At 68.3% G+C, this 21,938-nt stretch carries 23 protein-coding genes; 17 read left to right on the top strand and 6 right to left on the bottom strand.

Going from position 1 to position 21,938, the window contains the following annotated elements:
• Window positions 1-98 precede the first annotated feature (98 nt).
• Complete coding sequence (locus tag F3J18_RS18995) at window positions 99-623, bottom strand: sigma-70 family RNA polymerase sigma factor (protein WP_025100934.1); 525 nt, start codon at window positions 621-623, stop codon at window positions 99-101.
• Between the two features lie 597 nt (window positions 624-1,220).
• On the opposite strand from F3J18_RS18995, the gene F3J18_RS18990 reads away from it, so the two are divergent.
• The 11 genes from F3J18_RS18990 (at window position 1,221) to ptsP (ending at window position 12,358) form a co-directional block, all read left to right on the top strand.
• Window positions 1,221-2,030, top strand: a complete 810-nt coding sequence (locus tag F3J18_RS18990; protein WP_166913644.1) for a transporter substrate-binding domain-containing protein — start codon at window positions 1,221-1,223, stop codon at window positions 2,028-2,030.
• 258 nt (window positions 2,031-2,288) lie between these two features.
• Window positions 2,289-2,975: an amino acid ABC transporter permease gene (locus F3J18_RS18985; protein ID WP_025100936.1), complete on the top strand. Its 687-nt coding sequence runs from the start codon at window positions 2,289-2,291 to the stop codon at window positions 2,973-2,975.
• Entirely contained in the window at window positions 2,972-3,622 is a 651-nt protein-coding gene (locus F3J18_RS18980) for an amino acid ABC transporter permease (protein ID WP_166913643.1), read from the top strand. Before F3J18_RS18985 ends, F3J18_RS18980 begins: the two co-directional genes overlap by 4 nt.
• Complete coding sequence (locus F3J18_RS18975; RefSeq protein WP_025100937.1) at window positions 3,609-4,328, top strand: amino acid ABC transporter ATP-binding protein; 720 nt, start codon at window positions 3,609-3,611, stop codon at window positions 4,326-4,328. Before F3J18_RS18980 ends, F3J18_RS18975 begins: the two co-directional genes overlap by 14 nt.
• Window positions 4,329-4,729: 401 nt before the next feature.
• Window positions 4,730-4,966, top strand: a complete 237-nt coding sequence (locus tag F3J18_RS18970; protein WP_036034613.1) for a hypothetical protein — start codon at window positions 4,730-4,732, stop codon at window positions 4,964-4,966.
• Window positions 4,967-5,237: 271 nt separating this feature from the next.
• Window positions 5,238-6,740, top strand: a complete 1,503-nt coding sequence (amt, locus tag F3J18_RS18965) for an ammonium transporter (protein ID WP_166913642.1) — start codon at window positions 5,238-5,240, stop codon at window positions 6,738-6,740.
• A gap of 334 nt (window positions 6,741-7,074) precedes the next feature.
• On the top strand, window positions 7,075-8,364 hold the full coding sequence (gene gshA, locus F3J18_RS18960) for a glutamate--cysteine ligase (RefSeq protein WP_013699475.1): 1,290 nt from the start codon (window positions 7,075-7,077) through the stop codon (window positions 8,362-8,364).
• Between the two features lie 60 nt (window positions 8,365-8,424).
• Window positions 8,425-9,381 (top strand): glutathione synthase, encoded by a 957-nt coding sequence (gshB, locus tag F3J18_RS18955; protein WP_013699474.1) that lies wholly within the window; start codon window positions 8,425-8,427, stop codon window positions 9,379-9,381.
• 176 nt (window positions 9,382-9,557) lie between these two features.
• Window positions 9,558-10,028 (top strand): PTS sugar transporter subunit IIA, encoded by a 471-nt coding sequence (locus F3J18_RS18950; protein WP_013699473.1) that lies wholly within the window; start codon window positions 9,558-9,560, stop codon window positions 10,026-10,028.
• Window positions 10,029-10,109: 81 nt separating this feature from the next.
• The gene (locus F3J18_RS18945) at window positions 10,110-10,379 is read left to right on the top strand and encodes an HPr family phosphocarrier protein (protein ID WP_013699472.1); all 270 of its coding nucleotides are present in this window, start codon (window positions 10,110-10,112) and stop codon (window positions 10,377-10,379) included.
• Window positions 10,380-10,585: 206 nt separating this feature from the next.
• Entirely contained in the window at window positions 10,586-12,358 is a 1,773-nt protein-coding gene (ptsP, locus tag F3J18_RS18940) for a phosphoenolpyruvate--protein phosphotransferase (protein ID WP_025097051.1), read from the top strand.
• 98 nt (window positions 12,359-12,456) lie between these two features.
• Here the strand turns inward: ptsP and moeB are convergent, their stop codons facing one another.
• From moeB to gpmA, 3 genes are all read right to left on the bottom strand, one after another.
• Complete coding sequence (moeB, locus tag F3J18_RS18935; protein ID WP_166913641.1) at window positions 12,457-13,209, bottom strand: molybdopterin-synthase adenylyltransferase MoeB; 753 nt, start codon at window positions 13,207-13,209, stop codon at window positions 12,457-12,459.
• Between the two features lie 153 nt (window positions 13,210-13,362).
• Window positions 13,363-14,925, bottom strand: coding sequence for a S41 family peptidase (locus F3J18_RS18930; RefSeq protein ID WP_025097049.1), 1,563 nt, complete (start codon window positions 14,923-14,925; stop codon window positions 13,363-13,365).
• A gap of 421 nt (window positions 14,926-15,346) precedes the next feature.
• Window positions 15,347-16,093, bottom strand: coding sequence for a 2,3-diphosphoglycerate-dependent phosphoglycerate mutase (gpmA, locus tag F3J18_RS18925; protein WP_025097048.1), 747 nt, complete (start codon window positions 16,091-16,093; stop codon window positions 15,347-15,349).
• 135 nt (window positions 16,094-16,228) lie between these two features.
• Here gpmA and F3J18_RS18920 point away from each other — a divergent pair, with 135 nt between their 5' ends.
• The 5 genes from F3J18_RS18920 to F3J18_RS18900 all read left to right on the top strand — a co-directional run bounded on the left by F3J18_RS18920 (window position 16,229) and on the right by F3J18_RS18900 (window position 19,301).
• A complete protein-coding gene (locus F3J18_RS18920) occupies window positions 16,229-16,651 on the top strand; it encodes a rhodanese-like domain-containing protein (protein ID WP_025097047.1) in 423 nt (140 codons plus the stop codon).
• Window positions 16,648-16,908: a glutaredoxin 3 gene (grxC, locus tag F3J18_RS18915; protein WP_013699466.1), complete on the top strand. Its 261-nt coding sequence runs from the start codon at window positions 16,648-16,650 to the stop codon at window positions 16,906-16,908. Before F3J18_RS18920 ends, grxC begins: the two co-directional genes overlap by 4 nt.
• 121 nt (window positions 16,909-17,029) lie before the next feature.
• A complete protein-coding gene (gene secB / locus F3J18_RS18910) occupies window positions 17,030-17,512 on the top strand; it encodes a protein-export chaperone SecB (RefSeq protein WP_013699465.1) in 483 nt (160 codons plus the stop codon).
• Window positions 17,513-17,540: 28 nt separating this feature from the next.
• Window positions 17,541-18,539, top strand: coding sequence for an NAD(P)H-dependent glycerol-3-phosphate dehydrogenase (locus F3J18_RS18905; RefSeq protein WP_025097046.1), 999 nt, complete (start codon window positions 17,541-17,543; stop codon window positions 18,537-18,539).
• A 240-nt stretch (window positions 18,540-18,779) separates the two neighbouring features.
• Complete coding sequence (locus F3J18_RS18900; RefSeq protein WP_025097045.1) at window positions 18,780-19,301, top strand: O-acetyl-ADP-ribose deacetylase; 522 nt, start codon at window positions 18,780-18,782, stop codon at window positions 19,299-19,301.
• Window positions 19,302-19,347: 46 nt separating this feature from the next.
• On the opposite strand, the gene trmL is transcribed toward F3J18_RS18900, so the two are convergent.
• The gene (gene trmL / locus F3J18_RS18895; protein ID WP_047836724.1) at window positions 19,348-19,818 is read right to left on the bottom strand and encodes a tRNA (uridine(34)/cytosine(34)/5-carboxymethylaminomethyluridine(34)-2'-O)-methyltransferase TrmL; all 471 of its coding nucleotides are present in this window, start codon (window positions 19,816-19,818) and stop codon (window positions 19,348-19,350) included.
• Between the two features lie 188 nt (window positions 19,819-20,006).
• Entirely contained in the window at window positions 20,007-20,789 is a 783-nt protein-coding gene (locus F3J18_RS18890; protein WP_166913640.1) for a ComF family protein, read from the bottom strand.
• A gap of 82 nt (window positions 20,790-20,871) precedes the next feature.
• On the opposite strand from F3J18_RS18890, the gene F3J18_RS18885 reads away from it, so the two are divergent.
• Entirely contained in the window at window positions 20,872-21,834 is a 963-nt protein-coding gene (locus F3J18_RS18885; protein WP_205195482.1) for a methyltransferase domain-containing protein, read from the top strand.
• Window positions 21,835-21,938 lie beyond the last annotated feature (104 nt).

The following is a 21,938-nucleotide window of genomic DNA, read 5'->3' as shown; positions in this document are numbered from 1 at the left end:
CTCGGCGGAGGCGCGCTCGCGCAAGCGCACGGCCCAGCCGGCGGCCGCGCGCGCCACCGCGCAATCGAGCGGCGGCGCCTCGCGATCGGCCGCCGCGCTCACAGCGTCAGCAGCAGGCATGCTTCGTAGGCGCTCACCATGTAGCGTTTGACGGTGCGATCGCTGATGCCGAGCCGCAGGGCGATCTCGGCATAGGTCAGCCCCTCCAGTTGAGACAGCAGGAAGGCGGTGCGTACATTGGGCGGCAGGCGATCGAGCATCGCGTCGATCTCGTGCAGGGTCTCGAGCACCAGGCAGCGCTCCTCGACCGAGGGCGCGCAGGCTTCGGGCAGCAGGGCCAGCGCCTCGAGCCAGGCGCGTTCGAGCGACAGGCGGCGGTAATGGTTGAGCACCAGGCGGCCGGCGACCGTGCTCAGGTAGGCGCGCGGCTCGCGCAGCTCGCGCGGATCGAAACCGCCGGCCCCGCTCCAGGCGCTCAGCACCCGCACGAAGGTGTCCTGCGCCAGGTCCGCCGCGTCCGAGGCATTGCCGAGCTTGCGGCGCAGCCAGCCCTGCAGCCAAGCGTGATGGTCGAGATACAAGGTGCTGACTTCACGTTGCACGTCGGAGAGGACGGCGGACATCGAGGAAACCCCTTTTGCGGCAAGCACTTCGAATCCGAAGTGAAGATAAGAATCATTCGCATTTTTATATAACTGACAGCTTTGTGCAATCGCTCGATGCATGCGAAATAAGGGGCGGGTTGACGACGTGGCGAGCCGGCGAGGACCGCCGGGCGCCTGTCGCGACGGCCGCCGCCGGGCCTGGAGCAGGGGCTCCAGCCTTGCCGCGGCGCCCGATCCCGGCAGACATGATTCGATTCATCCGCCGGCCGCGATCAACGGAAATGCCGGCCTTTGCCCTCACTGGTCATACCAGTATGAACAAAGCCTGGGCCTGCTTTTCGCCTCTGTCGCAGGCCGCCATCACGTCAGATCGGCTCGATCCGAATCCCGCCCAGCCCTGTCCACGCCCGTTTTCGGCGCCTTCCTCGCGCTTGCGCACCCGAATGACGCATCGCCGCCGCGCAAAAACGGTGCATCGACGCGCCGCCGCGCCGGTCCGCGTGGCCAGACCAGCCGAAGGGCACATGGCCCGGCTCTTGCTAAATCACCGGGGGCCGCCACGACGGCTCGACCAGACCGCTCCGATTCACCGACAAGACCACCCGAGAACCCGCGATGGATTTCCGACCGAACCGCACCTCCTCCCGCCGCGCCTGGCTCGCCGCGCTGCTGGCCGCCCCCGCCCTGCTGCTGTTCGGCGCGAACGCCGCCCAGGCCGACGCGCTCGACACCATCACCAAGAGCGGCACCCTGCGCGTCGCGGTGCCGGAGGACTATCCGCCGTTCGGCTCGGTCGGCGCCGACATGCAGCCGCAGGGCTACGACATCGACACCGCCGCGCTGCTCGCCAAGTCGCTCGGCGTGAAGCTGCAACTGGTGCCCGTCAACAGCGCGAACCGGATTCCCTACCTGACCACCAACAAGGTGGACCTGGTGATCTCCTCGCTCGGCAAGACGCCCGATCGCGAGAAGGTGATCGACTTCTCGGCCGCCTACGGCCCCTACTTCCAGGGCGTGTTCGGCCCCGCCGACATCAAGGTGGCGGGCCCGGCCGACCTGACGGGCAAGACCGTCGGCGCCACGCGCGGCGCGCTGGAGGAGATCGCGCTGACCCAGATGGCGCCGAACGCCACCATCAAGCGCTTCGAGGACAACAACGCGACCATCCAGGCCTTCCTGTCGGGCCAGGTGCAGCTGATCGCGGCCGGCAACATCGTGGCGGCGGCGATCCTCGCCCGGAACCCGCCGCGCCGCCCCGAAACCAAGTTCGTGATCAAGAACTCGCCCTGCTTCGTCGGCCTGAACAAGAACGAGCCGCGCCTGCTGGCCAAGGTCGACGCGGCGATCGCCCAGGCCAGGAAGGACGGCTCGCTCGACGCGATCTCGAAGAAGTGGCTGGGCCAGCCGCTGCCGGCCGGTCTGTGAGCGACGCGCGGCGCGCGGCCCGGAGCGACGGTGGTCGCGAGCTCCTGAGCGAGCGTCGTCGCGGGCCCCTGAGCGAAGGTCGTCGCGAGCCCGTGACCGAGATCCGTTGCGGGCCTGCGAACGCCGTCCCTCGCGGGCCCGCGGGCGACATCCGCCGCGGCGCTCTCGCGGCGACGCCATACGCGGCCCGCGCCTGACCTGCCGGGGCGGCCCAACGCGGCGCCGCCCCTCCCGAAGCCCAACCAACCCAGCCTCGAGATGACCTACCAGCTCCAGTTCGGCGATCTCGCCGACTACGCCGGCATGTTCGCCAGCGGCGCGGCGACCACGCTCGCGCTCACCGCCGCGTCGACCGTGCTCGGCCTCGCCATCGGCGTGCTCGGCGCCGCCGCGCACGACACGCGCGCGCCGGGCCTGGCCTGGCTGCGCGCGCTGACGGGCGCCTATGTCGAGGCGATCCGCAACACGCCCTTCCTGGTGCAGTTGTTCTTCGTGTTCTTCGGCCTGCCCGCGCTGGGCATCCACATCGGCGAGGTGACGGCCGCGGTGCTGGCGATGACGCTGAACCTGGGCGCCTACTCGGTCGAGATCGTGCGCGCCGGCATGGCCGCGGTGCCGCGCGGCCACCACGAGGCGGCCGCCGCGCTGGCCATGTCGCGCGCCCAGGCGTTCCGCCACGTGGTGCTGCCGCAGGCCTTCGCCAAGGTGTTCCCGGCGCTGACCAGCCAGATCGTGATCACCATGCTCGGCTCGGCGGTGGTCTCGCAGATCTCGGTGGCCGACCTGAGCTACGCGGCCAGCTATATCCAGTCGCGCAATTTCCGCGCCTTCGAAACCTACTTCGTGATCACGCTGGCCTACCTGGCGATGGCGCTGCTGCTGCGCTTCGTGCTGAATACCGCCGGCCGGCGCCTGTTCCTGCGCCGCGCGGGAGGTGCGCGATGATCGAATTCAGCTTCTGGCAGATCCTCCACAACCTGCTGCTGGCCGCGCGCTGGACCGTGGTGCTGTCGCTGGTCTCGTTCGTGCTCGGCGGCGCGCTCGCGCTGGCCCTGCTGGCGATGCGCGTGTCCAGCAATGTCGCGCTGCGCGGCGCCGTGAAGCTCTACATCGAGATATTCCAGGGCACGCCGCTGCTGATGCAGATCTTCGTGGTGTTCTTCGGGCTGCCGCTGGCCGGCCTCGACGTGCCGCCCTGGGTGGCCGCCACGCTGGGCCTGACCTTCTTCACCAGCGCCTACCTGGCCGAGATCTGGCGCGGCTGCGTCGAGGCGGTGCCGCGCGGCCAGTGGGAAGCCTCGGCGAGCCTGGCGATGAGCTATCTCGAGCAGTTGCGCCACGTGATCCTGCCGCAGGCCGCGCGCATCGCCGTGGGGCCGACCGTCGGCTTCGGCGTGCAGGCCGTCAAGGACACCGCGCTGGTCTCGATCATCGGCTTCACCGAGCTGACCCGCGCCGGCACCGTGATCTCGAACGCGACCTTCCGGCCGTTCCTGGTCTATGGGCTGGTGGCCCTCATCTATTTCGCGCTCTGCTATCCGCTGACCCGCTGGGCGCGCGTCTTGCAAAGGAAATGGCATGCCGCTCGTTGAAACCCGCGCGCTGGAGAAGAACTTCGGCGCGAACCATGTGCTGAAAGGCATCGACTTCAGCGTCGAGCGTGGCCAGGTGGTGAGCATCATCGGCCGCAGCGGCTCGGGCAAGAGCACCCTGCTGCGCACGCTCAACGGCCTGGAGAGCATCGACGCCGGCTCGATCACCATCGACGGCACCACCGTCGACGCGCGCCGCGGCGACCTGCGCGCGCTGCGCCTGAAGGTGGGCATGGTGTTCCAGCAGTACAACCTGTTCCCGCACCTGAGCGCGGGCCAGAACGTGATGCTGGCGCAGACCGTGGTCAAGCAGGCCAACCGCCACCAGGCGCGCGCGATCGCCGAGCTGATGCTGGAGCGCGTGGGCCTCGGCGACAAGTTCGACGCCTATCCGGAACAGCTTTCCGGCGGGCAGCAGCAACGCGTGGCGATCGCCCGCGCGCTGGCGATGAAGCCGGCCGTGCTGTTGTGCGACGAGATCACCTCGGCGCTCGATCCGGAGCTGGTGGCGGAAGTGCTGGGCGTGGTGGAGAACCTCGCCAAGGAGGACATGACGCTGATCATGGTCACGCACGAGATGCGCTTCGCGCGCGCCGTGAGCGACCAGGTGGTGTTCATGCACCAGGGGCGCGTGTGGGAAAGCGGGCCGCCCGAGCAGATCTTCGGCGCGCCGAAGACGATCGAGCTGCAGCGTTTCGTGCAGTGAATTCGCCCGGGCGGCGAGCGCAATGCAAGGACGCGTTTCGCCCCCGCTCGCGCGGCGCAGCATCGGCCAGCCTTGGTCGCGACGTCGCGCTGGCGGGGCTCGCGCGCGAGCGTCGCCCGTGTCGCGCGCGCGGCTTGTGCGGTGCGATGGCGAGGCCTCGCTTACCGCCCCTGGCAACGGTGATCCTCGGTAACACAATCGAGGGGAACGGCCGGCCGTCGCGCGCGGTCCATGACAGCATATCGAGCATGTCGCGGGTGCCACCGCCACGCTCGACGCTCCACCGTAGCGACAGGCCCGGCCGCCCCGCGCGCGGCCTTCGTCATCATCGCGTCACGTCGATACGGTATTTCCGATGTCCCCGCGTTCGCAACGCGGCTGCCCTGCCTTCGGAGTCGACCATGCTGAGCCCACACGAACTTGCCACCCTGATGCTGATCCACGGCGCGCCCGACGGGATCGATCCCGATCGCGCCGAGATCGACACGCTGCTCGAACACCGTCTGGTGTCGGTCGAGCCGCACGAGGACGGCGTCGCGCGACCGGCGCTGACGGCCACCGGCCGCTCGGTGCTGGCGGCCGCGGGACGGATTCCGTCGGCCACGCCGGCGATCCGTGACCTGGCGCCGGGCGCGTGAGGGTGAGCGTGGCACGGCGAATGCGCGCGGCGGGCGGGGCAGCCTGCGGCGCGCGCATTCGCGCCGTCCTGCTTCTGGCGTGAAGGGCCGCACCCCGCGCGACGCCACCGCCCGATAAACCACCATTCGTCTTCACTGCGCCTGCCCCCAGCCCCAGCGCCGATTGCCTCACGCGACAAATCGCCTCACCTTTCAGCGCGCAAGCCCGTTCCGCCGTCCCGCCTGACACATTCCCGACGCAAATCGCGCCGCAGTGGTTTACCATCGCGCGATGCTGTCGCCCATCTCCTCCCGACGTCGTCTGACCGCCTGGCTTGGCCTGCTGGCCATCTGGCTGCTGGTGCTGATGCCGCTCGCCAGCCAGCTGGCGGAAGCGGCGGCCGCGCATCGGCCTGACGCGCCGATCTGCGCGGCGGCGCAGCATGTCGACCGGCACGAGTTGCCGCGCGACGCCTTGTCGGCTTGCGGCTATTGCGACTTGCTGGCCTCGCATGCCTATGCGCCGGCCGCCGCCGCGCCCGCCGCACCGACCGCGCCCGTCTCGGTCGATTCCTCGAAGATCAACTCGGGCGACACCGCCTGGATGCTGACCTCCACCGCGCTCGTGCTGTTCATGACGATCCCGGGCCTGGCGCTGTTCTACGGCGGCATGGTGCGCAAGAAGAACGTGCTGGCCACGGTGATGCAGAGCTTCGCGATCACCGCGCTGATCACGGTGCTCTGGACGGTGGTCGGCTACAGCCTCGCGTTCACGCCGGGCAACGGCTTCATCGGCGGCTTCTCGCGGGTGCTGCTCTCGGGCATGGCCTACGTGAAGGGCGATACGGCCACCACGCTGACCGTCAGCCACCTGGCCACGACCATCCCGGAATCGGTCTACTGCGTGTTCCAGATGACCTTCGCGATCATCACGCCGGCCCTGATCTGCGGCGCCTTCGCTGACCGCATGAAGTTCTCGGCGATGCTGGTGTTCATGACGATCTGGTCGCTGGTGGTCTACGTGCCGATCGCGCACATGGTCTGGGAACCGACCGGCTGGCTGGCTTCGGACGGCGTGCTCGACTTCGCGGGCGGCACCGTGGTGCACATCAACGCCGGTATCGCCGGCCTGGTCGCGGCCCTGGTGCTGGGCAAGCGCGTCGGCTACGGCCGCGAGGCGATGGCCCCGCACAACCTGGTGCTGACGCTGATCGGCGCCTCGATGCTGTGGGTGGGCTGGTTCGGCTTCAACGCGGGTTCCGCGGTGGCCGCCGACGGCCGTGCCGGCTTCGCCATGCTGACCACCCAGATCGCCACCGCCTGCGCGGCGCTGGGCTGGATGTTCGCGGAGTGGATCGCCAAGGGCAAGCCCTCGGTGCTCGGCATCGTCTCCGGCGCGGTCGCCGGCCTGGTGGCGATCACCCCGGCAGCCGGCTTCGTCGGCGTGGGCGGCGCGCTGGTGATCGGCATCGCCGCCGGCGTGGTCTGCTTCTGGTCGGCCACCTGGCTCAAGATCAAGCTCGGCTACGACGACTCGCTCGACGCGTTCGGCGTGCACGGCGTGGGCGGTATCCTCGGCGCCCTGCTGACCGGCGTGTTCGCGGTCAAGGACATCGGCGGCTTCGACGGCAGCCTGCTGGTGCAGGCCAAGGGCGTGGCGATCACGCTGCTCTACAGCGGCATCGTGACCTTCATCATCCTGAAGGTGATCGACATGGTGATGGGCCTGCGCGTCACGGAAGAAGAGGAGCGCGAAGGCCTGGACGTGATCCTGCACGGCGAACACGTCGAGTAATGATCGGATGGAAGGCCCCGAGGACCCCAGGTCCCGGGGCCCGGGCGGCGGCGCCCGACGGCGCGCCGCCCGATCGAAAGAATGAGCGCAGCGACTTCGGCCCGCCTTCCCGGCGGGTTTTTTTTCGACCGGGTGTTTTGAAGGGCCGATGCCGGCCCTATCTGCCGCTCATGTCCCTGTCGTGAATCGCGCGATCCCGTGCCGGGATAACCCTTTCGGCAATCGGGTCAATAGCGAGAAAAAGATACGGTGTTTCCTTGCGAAGCCGGGAACAATCCCCAAATGGGCAAGGTAATTGCTCTACAATCTTTTTTCTCCTGTTCGCGAGTGATTCATGGTTCCCCACCTCGTTACGGCGTTAAACGGTCCGCTGCTCGAGCTGGAGCGGAAAATCCTCGATGCGACGCCGGCGATCGAACGCTGGTTCCGCCTCGAGTGGCAGGAACACACGCCGCCGTTCTATTGTTCGGTCGACCTGCGTAACGCCGGCTTCAAGCTCGCGCCTGTCGACGCCAATCTGTTCCCCGGCAGTTTCAACAATCTGCCGCCGGAAGTGCTGCCGCTCGCCGTGCAGGCGGCGATGGCCGCGATTGAAAAAATTTGCCCGGATGCGAAAGGATTGCTCGTCATCCCGGAACTGCCCACGCGCAACGCCTTCTATCTCGAGAACGTCGCGCGGCTGGCCACCATCATGCGCCAGGCCGGGCTCAACGTGCGTTTCGGCTCGCTCGACCCGAGCGTGACCGATGTCACGCCGATCACGCTCGCCGACGGCCAGAAGATCGTGCTCGAGCCGCTCGAGCGCTCGCAGCGCCGCCTGGGCCTGAAGAACTTCGATCCCTGTTCGATCCTGCTCAATAACGATCTGTCGGGCGGGATTCCGGACGTGCTGGAGAACCTGCACGAGCAGTACCTGCTGCCGCCGCTGCACGCGGGCTGGGCGGTGCGTCGCAAGTCGACCCACTTCGCCTGCTACGACGACGTGGCCAAGAAGTTCGCGAAGATGGTCGGCGTCGACCCCTGGATGGTGAATCCCTATTTCGCCCACGTGGGCGGCATCGACTGGCAGGCCGGCAACGGCGGCGAGGCGCTGGCCGACGCGATCGACGCGGTGCTCAAGAAGATCGCGCGCAAGTATCGCGAATACGGCATCAGCGAGAAGCCCTACGTGGTGGTGAAGGCCGACGCGGGCACCGCGGGCCGCGGCGTGATGACCGTGCACGATGCTTCCGAGATCGGCGGCATGACCAAGCTCGAGCGCGCCCAGATGTCCGAGACCAAGGCCGGGCTGCCGGTCAGCGACGTGATCGTGCAGGAAGGCGTGTATACCTTCGAGCGGATCGGCGACGACGTGGCCGAGCCGGTGGTGTACATGATCGACCGCTACGTGGTGGGCGGCTTCTACCGCACCCACTCGGCGCGCGAACGCGACCAGAACCTCAACGCGCCGGGCATGCACTATGTGCCGCTCGGCTTCGAGCACACCGCCCTGCCGGACGCGCATGCCAAGCCGGGCGCCGCGCCGCCGAACCGCTTCTACATGTATGGCGTGGTCGGCCGGCTCGGCCTGCTCGCCTCCTCGATCGAGCTCGAGAAGACCGATCCCGAGGCGATCCAGGTCTGAGCGGGCCCGCCCGCGCGAGATCAAGACAGCCACACTCAGCCAGCCATCACCAGGACCCGCATGGACATTCTCTTTATCGCCGACCCGCTCGATCGTTTCCGGATCTACAAGGATTCGACCTACGCGATGATGGCCGAGGCGGCGCGGCGCGGGCACACGATCCACGCCTGCGAGCCGCAGCAGCTGGCCTGGACCGGCAGCTCGGTGGAGGCCGACGTGCGGCGCGTGACGATCGTCGGCGACACGGCCGACCTGCATCGCGACACCTGGTTCGAGGCCGGCGCGGCCGAGTCGCGCGCGCTGACGTCCTTCGGCGCGGTGCTGATGCGCAAGGATCCGCCCTTCGACATGGAGTACGTGACCTCCACCTGGCTGCTGGAGATGGCCGAGCGCGCCGGGGCGAGGATCGTCAATCGCCCGCAGGCGATCCGCGATCATTCGGAGAAGCTCGCGATCGGCGAATTCCCGCAGTTCGTGGCGCCGACCCTGGTCACGCGCGACGTGGCGCGGCTGCGTGCCTTCCACGCCGAGCACGGCGACGTGATCGTCAAGCCGCTCGACGGCATGGGCGGGATGGGCGTGTTCCGCGTCAAGGCCGACGGCATGAACCTGGGTTCGATCGTCGAGATGCTCGGTGAGGACGGCCGCCGCTCGCTGATGATCCAGAAGTTCATTCCCGAGATCAAGGCGGGCGACAAGCGCATCCTGCTGATCGGCGGCGAGCCGGTGCCGTATTCGCTGGCGCGCATCCCGCAGGGCAACGAGGTGCGCGGCAACCTGGCCGCCGGCGGCGTGGGCGTGGCCCAGCCGCTCACCGAGCGCGATCGCGAGATCGCCGCCGCGCTCGGGCCGGTGCTGGCCGCGCGCGGCCTGCTGCTGGTCGGGCTCGACGCGATCGGCGACTGGCTCACCGAGGTCAACGTGACCAGCCCGACCTGCTTCCGCGAGATCATGGAGCAGACCGGCTTCGACGTCGCGGCGATGTTCGTCGACGCGCTGGAGCGCGCGGTCGGCTGAGAATCATGCTTTGCACCGGCGGCGGCCGCGCAGGTCCCCCGCCGCCGGATCGGCAGCGCGGCCGGCCCACGATGTGGACTGGCCCCGAAACCGGCCTGCTACAATGCCCGTTCGCCCGGTAGGTTTATTCCTGGCATCCGGTCCGGCGGTCGGGCCGACATTGTTGCAAGGTTGACATGGCAGGCATCCTGATCATTGCTCATGCTCCGCTGGCCACCGCGTTGCGGGAGTGCATCTCCCACATCTACGGCGGCCTGCCGGCGCGCATCGGCGCCATCGACGTACTCGCGGATAACGATCCGGCCCAGGTGATGGCTTACGCCCACTCGGAGATCGCGCGGCTGCGCGAGGAAAACGGCGTGCTCGTGCTGACCGACATGTACGGCGCCACGCCGGCCAATATCGCCGGCCAGCTCGCCAAGCTCGACGGGGTGCGCGTGCTGGCCGGCGTCAACCTGCCGATGCTGGTGCGCTCGGTCTGCTACCGCACCACCCCGATCGACACGCTGGTCGAGAAGGCGCTGGCCGGTTCGACCAAGGGCATCCACGAGGTCGCGGCCGGCACGCCGCCGCCGCGCCCGGGCCTCGGCTGCGGCGAGTGCGCGCCGATTCCGCCCGAACCCAAGCCGCAGACCGAAACGCATTGAGCGGCCGCTCGCCCGGCGCGAGCGTCCGTCCTTCTTCCGCCGGCGCGGGGGCGCCGGTTGTCCCTACCTGAACGGAACACCATGCTTCAGCAAGAAACGACCATCGTCAATAAATTGGGGCTGCATGCTCGCGCGTCCGCCAAGCTGACCCAGCTCGCCGGCAACTTCCAGTCGGAAGTCTGGATGACCCGCAACGGCCGGCGCATCAACGCCAAGAGCATCATGGGCGTGATGATGCTGGCGGCCGGCATCGGCAGCACGGTGACCATCGAGACCGAGGGCGCCGACGAGAAGGAAGCGATGGATGCCTTGCTCGCGCTGATCGCCGACAAGTTCGGCGAAGGCCAGTAAGCCTTTACATCACGGTCCCGTCCTGCCCCGAATGCCGCGTGAAGAAGTTCACGCGGCATTTGCGTTTATTCAGACAACAGATCATTGCCCGCCGATGCTGCGACGCATGCTGTCACGCGGGGTTCGCGGAATTTATAATCGCGAATCGGGGTCATAGGCGCAGCGCGGCGGCGGGCTGCGCATGATCGGACTGACAGGAGGTGCGCGTGTCCTTCACGCTGCAGGGAATTCCCGTTTCGAGAGGTATCGCGATCGGTCGCGCGTATCTGATCGCGCCGGCGGCGCTCGACGTCGCCCATTACCTCGTCGAGGCGCAGCTGCTCGAGGCCGAGATCGAGCGGCTGCGCGCCGCGCTGCTGGCCGTGCGCGGCGAGCTCGACGCGCTGCGCGCCGATCTCACCGAGGACACGCCGAGCGAGGTGGCGGCCTTCATCGACGTGCATTCGATGATCCTCAACGACGCGATGCTGGTGCAGGAAACCGTCGACCTGATCCGGGTGCGCCGCTACAACGCCGAGTGGGCGCTGACCGAGCAGCTCGACGTGATCAGCGGCCATTTCGACGACATCGAGGACGAGTACCTGCGCGAGCGCAAGGCCGACATCGAGCAGGTGGTCGAGCGCGTGCTGAAGGCGCTGGCCGGCGCGCCCTCGGCCTCGCAGGCGCTGGGCGGCGCGGCCGGCGGCAAGGACGACATGATCGTGGTCGCGCACGACATCGCGCCGGCCGACATGATGCAGTTCAAGAACCAGGCTTTCCGCGCCTTCGTCACCGACCTGGGCGGGCGCACCTCGCATACCGCGATCGTGGCGCGCAGCCTCGGCATCCCGGCCTCGGTCGGGGTGCAGCATGCCAGCGCGCTGATCCGCCAGAACGACCTGATCATCGTCGACGGCGACCGGGGCATCGTGATCGTCGATCCCGCGCCGATCGTGCTCGAGGAGTATTCGTACCGGCAGTCGGAGATGGCGCTCGAGCAGCGCAAGCTGCAGCGCCTGAAGTTCTCGCCGACCCAAACTTTGTGCGGCACCCAGATCGACCTGCTGGCCAATATCGAGTTGCCCGACGACGCCAAGACGGCGGTCGACGCGGGCGCGGTGGGCGTCGGCCTGTTCCGCACCGAGTTCCTGTTCATGAACGACGCGAACGCACTGGCCGAGGAGGAGGAGCAGTTCCGCGCCTACCGGCGCGCGGTCGAGCTGATGAACGGCAAGCCGGTGACGATCCGCACCATCGACGTGGGCGCCGACAAGCCGCTCGAGGCGCTCGAGGAAGGCTACGAGACCGCGCCGAACCCGGCGCTGGGCCTGCGCGCGATCCGCTGGAGCCTGTCCGAGCCGCAGATGTTCCTCACCCAACTGCGCGCGATCCTGCGCGCCTCGGCGGTGGGGCCGGTCAAGATCCTGGTGCCGATGCTCGCGCACGCGCAGGAGATCGACCAGACCCTGGACCTGATCCGCGAGGCCAAGCGCCAGCTCGACGATGCGGGCCTCGCCTACGATCCGAACGTGCGCGTGGGCGCGATGATCGAGATCCCGGCGGCCGCGATCGCGCTGCCGCTGTTCCTCAAGCGCGTCGATTTCCTCTCGATCGGCACCAACGACCTGATCCAGTACACGCTGGCGATCGATCGCGCCGACAATGCCGTCGCGCATCTCTACGATCCGCTGCATCCGGCCGTGCTGCACCTGATCGCCTACACGCTGCGCGAGGCGAAGCGCGCCGGCGTGCCGGCGTCGGTATGCGGGGAGATGGCGGGCGATCCGGCGATGACGCGCCTGCTGCTCGGCATGGGGCTCACCGAGTTCTCGATGCACCCGAGCCAGCTGCTGGTGGTCAAGCAGGAGATCCTGCGCGCGCACCTGAAGGCGATCGAGAAGCCGACCGCCGACGTGCTCGCCTCCTACGAGCCCGAGGACGTGCAGCTCGCGCTCAAGCAGCTCGCGGCGGCCGAGCCGAAGGCGGATTTGGCGGCCTGAGCGGCTTCTGGCGGGAGGAAACGAAAAAGGCGGGGCATCCGGGTCGGATGCCCCGCCTTTTTCATGGCATCAGGGAAACGGGAGCTTGGGCCCGCGCCTCAGTGGCGGCCGCCGCAGACCGGGCAATCGGCCTGGCGCGCGATGCGCATGGTGTTCCATTCCATGCGCAGCGAATCAAGCATCATCAGCCGCCCGACCAGCGGCTCGCCGAAGCCGCCCACCAGGCGCAGCGCCTCGGCCGCCTGCATCGCGCCGATGATGCCGACCGTCGGCGCGAACACGCCCATGGTCGAGCAGGCCACTTCCTCGAAGGGCTGGTCCTCGGGGAACACGCAGGCGTAGCAGGGCGAGGCCGGATCGCGGAAATCGAAGCTGCTGATCTGGCCGTCGAAGCGCAGCGCCGCGCCCGAGACGAGCGGCACGCCGTGCGCGGCGCAGGCGCGGTTGATCGCGTGACGCGTCGCGAAGTTGTCGCTGCAGTCGAGCACCACATCGGCGCGCTGCACGGCGGCGTCGAGCCAGGCCGCATCGGCGCGCTCGGCCACGGCATGCACGACCACCTCGGGATTGAGGCGCGCGAGCGCGTCGCGGCCCGATTCCACCTTGCTGCGGCCGACCGATTCGGTGACGTGCAGGATCTGGCGCTGCAGGTTGGTGAGGTCGACCGTGTCGGCGTCGACCAGGGTGATCGCGCCGATGCCCGAGGACGCCAGGTACATCGCCGCCGGCGAGCCGAGGCCGCCCGCGCCGATCACCAGTGCATGCGCGTCGAGGAAGCGCTGCTGCGCCTCGATGCCGATCTCGTCGACCAGGATGTGGCGGGAGTAGCGGAGCAGTTGTTCGTCGTTCATCGCGGGGAAGGGGAGAAGCCTGGGGTTGCCTGCCGATATTCTAGGCGCGTTCGCTGCGGGCCCGCGGCGCGGGCCTCGGTTGCTGGGGCCCACCAAAAGAAACGGGCCACCGCGGCACTGCCGCGATGGCCCGTGTCGGGCGCCGGCTACCGCTTAGTTCGGCGCCGAGGCCGGCTTGGCCGAGGAGGCCTTGGCCGGCGCGGTGGCGGCCTTCGGCGCGGAGGCCGAGGGCGCGGCCGCGCCCGCCGTCAGCGGCTTGGAGGTGCTTTCCGCGAGCAGCGACTTCGACTCCTGGACCGGCTTGCCTTCCAGCTTGTTCAGGGCCTGCTGCAGCATGAAGTCGTCGGCGCTGCCGAATTCGACCGGCTTGCGGTTGCGATCCTTCTCGCGCTGCTCCGGCGTCTTCTTGTCGTTCTGCTCCTCGAGGATGCGCAGCTGGTCGAGGCGGCGCTGTTCGCGGGCCTCCAGCTCCTTCTTCTCGTTCGGATCCTGGGTGTTCGCGAGGTGGTTGGTGTAGTCCACTTCGCGCGTCACCAGCACGTCGTCGGGATCGCCGTCCGAGAACTGGTCGACCGGGATATCCGGCACGATGCCCTTGTTCTGGATCGAGCGGCCGCTCGGCGTGTAGTAGTAGGCGGTGGTCAGGCGCAGCGCCGTGTCGGCGGTGAGCGGGCGCACCGTCTGCACCGAGCCCTTGCCGAAGGTGGTCTTGCCCATGATCTGCGCGCGATGCGAATCCTGCAGCGCGCCGGCCACGATTTCCGAGGCCGAGGCCGAGTAGGCATTGGTCAGGACGATCATCGGCACGGTCTTGAAGATGCCCGGCAGGCCCTTCAGCGGATCGGAATCGAAGGTCGGCAGACGGTAGTTGTCGTAGTCGTCGCGGTAGACCTGCTTGGAATCGGGGATCTGGCCGTTGGTCGAGACCACCACCGAGTTCGGCGGCAGGAACGCGCCGGCCACGCCGACCGCGCTCTGCAGCAGGCCGCCGCCGTTGTTGCGCAGGTCGACCACCAGGCCCTTCAGGTTCGGCTGCTGGCGCGCGATGTCCTGCAGGCGAGCGGCCAGGTCGGGGGTGGTGCGTTCCTGGAAGCTGGTGATCCGGATATAGGCGTAACCCGGGTCGAGCATCTTCATCTTCACGCTCTGCACCTTGATGATCGCGCGCGTGACGGTGACCGGGAAGGTGCGGTCGTCGGTCTTGCGGAAGATCGTCAGGGTGACCTTGGTGCCGGGGTCGCCGCGCATCTGCTTGACGGCCTTGTCGAGCGTCATGCCGCGCACCGGCTTGTCGTTGATGCGGGTGATCAGGTCGCCGGGACGGATGCCGGCGCGGAACGCGGGCGTGTCCTCGATCGGCGAGATCACCTTCACCAGGCCGTCTTCCTGCGAGATCTCGATGCCCAGGCCCGCGAAGCGGCCCTTGGTCTGTTCCTGCAGTTCCTCGTAGTCGGTCTTGTCGAGGTAGGACGAGTGCGGATCGAGGCTCGACACCATGCCCTTGATCGCGGCCGTCAACAGCTTCTTGTCGTCGACGGGTTCGACGTATTCGCGCTTGATCTGGCCGAACACCTCGGCGAACAGCCGCAACTGGTCGAGCGGCAGCGGCGTCGTGATCGTGGCTTGCTGGGCCGACGCCGAAATCTGCAGCGTCGCGAATACACCGGTGGCAAGGCCCGCGGCAACGAGGCCGATATTCTTCAATTTCATTCGCATAGGATCGTGTGCGTCGGAAAGCGCGTGTGGCTATGGCGTGAAGGTGGGAGGACGGTCAAGTATATCTCCGTTCGTCCCGATGCTCCGCCGTGGCGGGTGAAAGCGGCGACGAAGCGGGTTCGACAGCGGCGGCGCGGCCGGGTTCGCCCGATCTCGCGCGATGATGCCCGGCGCGGGCTTGCCGAGGCGGGAACGGCGGCCGGCTGGCGCGAAACTGGCGCGCGGCTGGCGGCGGCGCCGGGCGCGGCGAGCCGAACCCGGCGCTTCGTTCGCCGGATCTCGGCATCTCGCGATCGAGAGGGCAGACGCTGCCGAGTGGGCGCGGTGGCAAGCAAGAGCCGTTCGTGCCGGAGGATGGCAAGGGCCGCTGCCGCGCCGGTCCAGGCTCGAGGCCCGGGCCGGCACGACATGAGCGCCGTGCTTACTTGGCCTTGCCCTGCTGCGCGACGGCGGCCTGGGCCTTGGCGATCGCCTCCTGGTCGCCCAGGTAGTAATGGCGGATCGGCTTCAGGTTCTCGTCGAGTTCATAGACGAGCGGCACGCCGTTGGGAATGTTCAGGCCGACGATGTCGTCGTCCGAGATGCCGTCCAGGTACTTGATCAGCGCGCGCAGCGAGTTGCCGTGCGCGGCGATCAGCACCTGCTTGCCGGCCTTGACGGCGGGCGCGACAGACTCGTTCCACAGCGGCAGCACGCGCGCCACGGTGTCCTTCAGGCATTCGGTGAGCGGCAGCTGCTCGCGCGGCACCTTGGCGTAGCGCGGGTCGTCGAAGGGCGCGCGCTCGTCGCTCGGCTCCAGCGCCGGCGGCGGCGTGTCGTAGCTGCGGCGCCACACCAGCACCTGCTCGTCGCCGAACTTGGCGGCCGTCTCGGCCTTGTTGAGGCCCGACAGCGCGCCGTAGTGGCGCTCGTTGAGGCGCCAGGAGTGCACCACCGGCAGGTACATCTGGTCCATCTGGTCCTGCACGTGCCAGAGCGTGCGGATCGCGCGCTTGAGCACCGAGGTGTAGGCGATGTCGAACGCGTAGCCGGCTTCCTTGAGCAGGACGCCGGCCTGGCGGGCCTCGTTGTTGCCTTGCTCGGTCAGGTCGACGTCGACCCAGCCGGTGAAGCGGTTTTCCTTGTTCCAGGTCGATTCGCCGTGGCGGATGAGAACGAGCTTGTACATGAGTGCTTGCTGGTCGGTAGTAAGGAAGCGGGCCGCAAAAGGCGGGTCCGTAGCCGGGTCGCCATCGCGTCAGACGGATATTTTATAATGGCAGGATTGTCCTTTTCGATTTCTCTTTTTAGCGGCGGATCCTCCGTGACGTTCTTTACCGATTACACCAACCTTGCGCTCATCGCGATCCTGCTCGTTTCCGGCGGCCTGCTGGTGGTTCCCGCGCTGCGGCGCGGGGGCGGCGGCCTGTCCAGCGCCGAGGCGACCCAACTGATCAACCGGCGCAATGCGATCGTGATCGACCTGCGGCCCTCGGCCGAGTATGCCGCCGGGCACCTGCCCTCGGCGCGCTCGGTCGAGTACGCCGAACTGGCTTCCCGGCTCGGCCAGGTCGCCAAGAACAAGAGTGCCCCGGTGCTGCTGGTCTGCCAGAACGGCCAGCAATCGAACAAGGCGGCCAAGGCCGTGCGCGAAGCCGGTTACGGCGAGGTCCATGTGCTGCAAGGCGGTGTCGCCGAGTGGCAGAAGGCCGGCATGCCGGTCGTCAAACAAGGAGTGGCGAAGTGAATAAAGTAGTCATGTACAGCACCCAGGTCTGTCCTTACTGCATGATGGCCGAGCGCCTGCTCAAGCAGCGCGGCGTCGAGCAGATCGAGAAGGTGCTGATCGACAAGGAACCGACGCGCCGCGCGGAGATGATGGAACGTACCGGCCGTCGCACGGTTCCGCAGATCTACATCGGCGAGACCCACGTCGGGGGCTACGACGACCTGTCCAAGCTCGACCGCGAAGGTGGCCTGCTGCCGCTTCTGGAAGCAGCCTGATTCCGGCAGAATGACGCCTCTCCCGGGCGCCGGGACGGGGCTGCGTGCCGTGCGGGCACGACAAGACAACCGGGTGGCCGGAGGAAACCGGCCGCCGCCACATCAATTTTAGGGAGCCAACATGTCCGACGTCGAAAACCAGCCGTTCTTCAACATCCAGCGCATCTACCTGAAGGATCTGTCGCTCGAGCAGCCGAATTCGCCGGCGATCTTCCTCGAACAGGACATGCCGTCGGTTGAAGTGGAAGTCGACGTGAAGGCCGAACGCCTGGCCGAAAGTGTTTATGAAGTGGTCGTCTCGGGTACCGTCACCGCCAAGGTCAAGGACAAGGTCGCGTTCCTGATCGAAGCCAAGCAAGCCGGCATCTTCGACATCCGCAACATCCCGGAAGAGCAGCTCGACCCGCTGGTCGGCATCGCCTGCCCGACCATCCTGTTCCCGTACCTGCGCTCGAACATCGCCGATGCGATCACGCGCGCCGGCTTCCCGCCGATCCACCTCGCGGAAATCAACTTCCAGGCGCTCTACGAGCAACGCCTCGCGCAGATCCAGCAGCAGGCCGGTGCCGCCAACGGCGCGCCGAACGGCACCACGCTGAACTGAGCACGCGTCCCACGAACCGGTGCTGGGTATGAAAGTCGCTGTTCTCGGCGCCGGTGCATGGGGCACCGCGCTCGCCGCGCATTTGGCCGCGCGGCACGATACGCTGTTGTGGGCGCGCGATCGCGCGCTCCTCTCCGGGCTCGATGCCCATCATGAAAATTCCCGCTATCTGCCTGGCGTGCCGCTGCCCGCCGCGCTGCGCTGCGAGCCCGAGCTCGCGGCGGCGCTCGCGCATGGCGCGGCCGACGACGCGCTATGCGTGATCGGCGCGCCGGTGGCCGGGCTGCGCGCGATGTGCGCGGCGATGCGCGATGCCGGCTGCGTGCCGGCGCACCTGGTATGGGTCTGCAAGGGTTTCGAGCCCGATACCGAGCTGATGCCGCACCAGATGATCGCCGAGGCGCTGCCGGGCCATGCCAGCCATGGCGTGCTGTCGGGGCCGAGCTTCGCGCGCGAGGTGGCCCAGGGGCTGCCGGTGGCGCTGACCGTGGCGAGCGGCTCGGCGGCCTGCCGCGATCGCACGCTGCAGGCTTTCCACCATGGCGCGATGCGCATCTATACCGGCGACGACGTGGTCGGCGTCGAGGTGGGCGGGGCGGTCAAGAACGTGCTGGCGATCGCCACCGGCATTGCCGACGGGCTCGGCCTCGGCCTCAATGCGCGCGCCGCGCTGATCACGCGCGGGCTGGCCGAGATGTCGCGGCTGGGCGTGGCGCTCGGCGGCCGCGCCGAAACCTTCACGGGCCTCACCGGGCTCGGCGACCTGATTCTCACCGCCACCGGCGACCTGTCGCGTAACCGCAAGGTCGGCCAGCAACTGGCGCAGGGCCTGTCGCTCGAGGAGATTCTCCAGGCGCTCGGCCATGTCGCCGAAGGCGTGCGCTGCGCGCGCGCGGTGCTGGGCCTCGCGCAAGCCCAGGCGATCGACATGCCGATCACCGAGGCGGTCTGCAGCGTGCTGTTCGACGGCGTGGCGCCGCGCGACGCCGTGAGCGGGCTGCTGCGCCGCGACGCCAAGGCCGAATGAGCGTGTTGGCTCGGGCGGGCGAGGGTGTTGCGTGCCTGTCGCCCGAGTCGGTGCGGGATTCTTCTCGTTTTCCTGAATATCCTTCGATCGTCTTGCTTCGTCGTTTAATTTCGCCAATGCGAGGCATTTGAGTTCGTCGCGAAGTGCCGGCCGGGCTTCCCTTCGGCTGGCGCCCCGCCCGCATCGCGTCTACGCTTGCGCTTATCCCGACTATCCGGCGCCTGCCCGGCGGAGGCCAGCATGCTCATGATCGGTGCCACCCGTGTCGACGCGCGCGTAGTCGACATCACCACGCTCGCGCTCGATGCGATCGTCAATGCGGCCAACGAGTCCCTGCTCGGCGGCGGCGGCGTGGACGGCGCGATCCATCGCGCCGCGGGCCCCGAACTGCTGGCCGAATGCCGGAGCCTGGGCGGCTGCGCGACCGGCGATGCCAAGCTCACCGGTGCCTACCATCTGCCGGCGCGGCACGTGATCCACACGGTCGGGCCGGTCTGGCACGGCGGCATGTCCGGCGAGGCCGAGCAGCTCGCCTCCTGCTACCGGCGTTCGCTCGAGGTGGCGGCCGCGGCGGGCTGCGCCTCGCTCGCGTTCCCGGCGATCAGCTGCGGCGTGTATCGCTTCCCGCCCGAGATCGCGGTCCAGATCGCGGTGAGCACCGTGGTGTCGATGCTGCCGGGCGCCGGTTTCACGCGCATCGTGTTCGCCTGCTTCGACGAGGCCATGCTCGGGCACTACAAGACCGAACTCGCCCGGCTCTGAGGCCGGGCGATCATTTGGGATTGCTTGCCATCGATGCGGCAGCGCATCATGCGCCGCCCTCGAAGCCGGCTTGGCGCCAGGCCTCGAACACCACCACCGCCACCGTATTCGACAGGTTGAGGCTGCGATTGCCGGGTCGCATCGGCAGCCGCACGCGCTGCTCGTTCGGGAAGCGTTCCAGCATGGACTCGCTCAGGCCGCGCGTCTCGGCGCCGAACACGAACCAGTCGCCGGGCGTGAAGGCGTGATCGTGGAAGCGCCCCGAGCCGCGCGTGGTGAAGGCGAACAGGCGCGCCGGGTCCGGCTGCTCCTGGGCGAGGAAGGCATCCCAGTCGCGATGCACCTGCATCTGCGCGTATTCGTGATAGTCGAGCCCGGCGCGGCGCAGCTTCGCGTCGTCGAGCGGGAAGCCGAGCGGCTCGATCAGGTGCAGCCGCGCGCCGGTATTGGCGCACAGACGGATCACGTTGCCGGTGTTCGGCGGAATTTCGGGCTCGACGAGTACGACGTTGAACATATGCGTTTCCAGTTGCTTGAAATGTTTCCTCGACTGCATGCAGTCGTGCCGGCGGTGTCTCGACGGCACTCCATACATCGTCCCTGCATGACGCGGCGGCGACGCGTCACCGTATCGTCACCTCGATGCACGCTTTGGCGAAGCCGATGCGTCGGCAACGATCTGGCGCAGATCGCTTGCCGTCCGGCCTAATCGCGCGGCGTGCGCAGCGCGACGAAATTCGTCACGCGTCGCGCGCCGGCCTGTTTGAGCAAGGCGGCCAGCGCGGCGAGCGTGGCGCCCGAGGTCATCACGTCGTCGACCAGCCCCAGGTGCAGCCCGCGCACTTCGCCGCCCAGGGCGAAGGCGTGCTCGACGTTGGCGCGCCGCGCGGCCAGGTCGAGCCGCGACTGCGGCGCGGTATCCACGCTTCGCGCCAGCCGCCGCGCGTCTGCCGGCACCGCGAGGTCGCGTGCGAACGGCCGCGCGATCGCCCAGGCCTGGTTGTAGCCGCGCTCGATCAGGCGTCGCCGCGCGAGCGGCACCGGCAGCACCAGGTCCACGCGGGCCGAGCCGGACGGCAAGTCGGCCGCGGCACGCGCGAGCCGTTCGCCGAACAGCCTGCCGACGGCCAGCCGCGCGCCGAACTTCAGGTCCAGCGCCAGCGTGTCGAGCGGCGGCCGGTAGTCGCCCAGCGCGAGCGTCGCATCGAACGGCGGCGGTGCCGTGCGACAGCGTTCGCAGCGATAGCCGAGGCGGGCTTCCTGGCCGGCGCGATCCGCCGCGAGCGGCAGCGCGCATTGCAGGCAGCGCAGCCGCGATTCGTTCCAATATGCGATGTCGCAGGCCTCGCAAATCAAGTTGCGTGACGAATTGCCGCATAACAGGCAGAGATTCGGCAACGCAGCGACGAGCAGCCGTTCGCAGGCCCGGCGTATTGTCGCGAAACGGCCGCGCGACGTGCTGCACGGCAATATTCCAGGCTTCCGCATGGAGCTTCTCCGTCAGGGCCGCCCGCGCTGAAGCCCGCGAGGCGAGCGAGTATACTTCGGGCACTTCGCCAGTTTGCCCGACATGTCCTCCGTTTCCGCCCCTTCCGGCCGTCCGGCCAATGATCCCCGGCACCTGCGGCGGATCTTCGATCGCCGTGCCACCGCGTTCGACGCGGTGTCGTTCCTGCCGCGCGAGATCGCGCAGCGCATGGGCGAGCGTCTCGACTACATCAAGGTGGCGCCCTCGGGCGTGCTCGATGCCGGTTGCGGCATCGGCGACGATCTCCCGCTGCTGCGCGCGCGTTTTCCCGAGGCGCCGGTCTACGGCATCGATCTATCCGCCGCGATGCTCGCGCGCGCCGCCACGCAAGAGGCGGCCGACACCAGTTGGCGGCGCTTCCTGCCGGCCACGCTGTCGAAGGCGCTGGGCCAGCGCGGCCCGCGCCTGGCGCAGGCCGATTTCGCGGCCCTGCCGTTCGCCGGCGCGGCCTTCGACTTCCTGTGGTCGAATCTCGCGCTGCACTGGCATGCACGCCCCGACCTGGTGTTTCCCGAATGGCAACGCGTGCTGCGCGTGGGCGGGCTGCTGATGTTCAGCACGCTGGGCCCCGATACGCTGCGCGAATTGCGTGCCGCCTATGCCGAAGCCGAGGCTGTTACCGATTGCGCGCCGCGCGCGCATGTGATCGACTTCGTGGACATGCACGATCTCGGCGACATGCTGGTCGAAAGCGGCTTCGAAATCCCGGTGATGGACCAGGAAGTGCTGACCATCACCTACAAGTCGCCCGAATCACTGTTGGCCGACGTGCGCCGCTGGGGCGCCTATCCGTTCCCGCGCGAAGGCGGCGAGAGGCTGCCGGCGCGCACGCTGCGTGCCCTGAAGGACGCGCTCGAGGCCCGTCGCCGCGACGACGGCACGATCGCGCTGACGTTCGAAGTGATCTACGGGCACGCCTGGAAGGCCGTGCCGCGCACCACCGCCGATGGCCATGGCATCGTGCGGATCGAGGATATCGGGCGAGGTCGTCCCAAGAATCCTTGACGCGGTAAAGAGGGGTTTCGTTATGCTTGAAATTAGCACTGGAAAACGACTCCGAAAAACCTTATAAAATGGCTGGAACGCTTGCCCAGCTTGGGTTTGCGGGC

This window comes from Burkholderia sp. Ax-1720 (assembly GCF_011753035.1).
GTDB lineage: Bacteria > Pseudomonadota > Gammaproteobacteria > Burkholderiales > Burkholderiaceae > Burkholderia > Burkholderia gladioli.
This window is presented reverse-complemented; position numbering and strand designations above follow the sequence as displayed.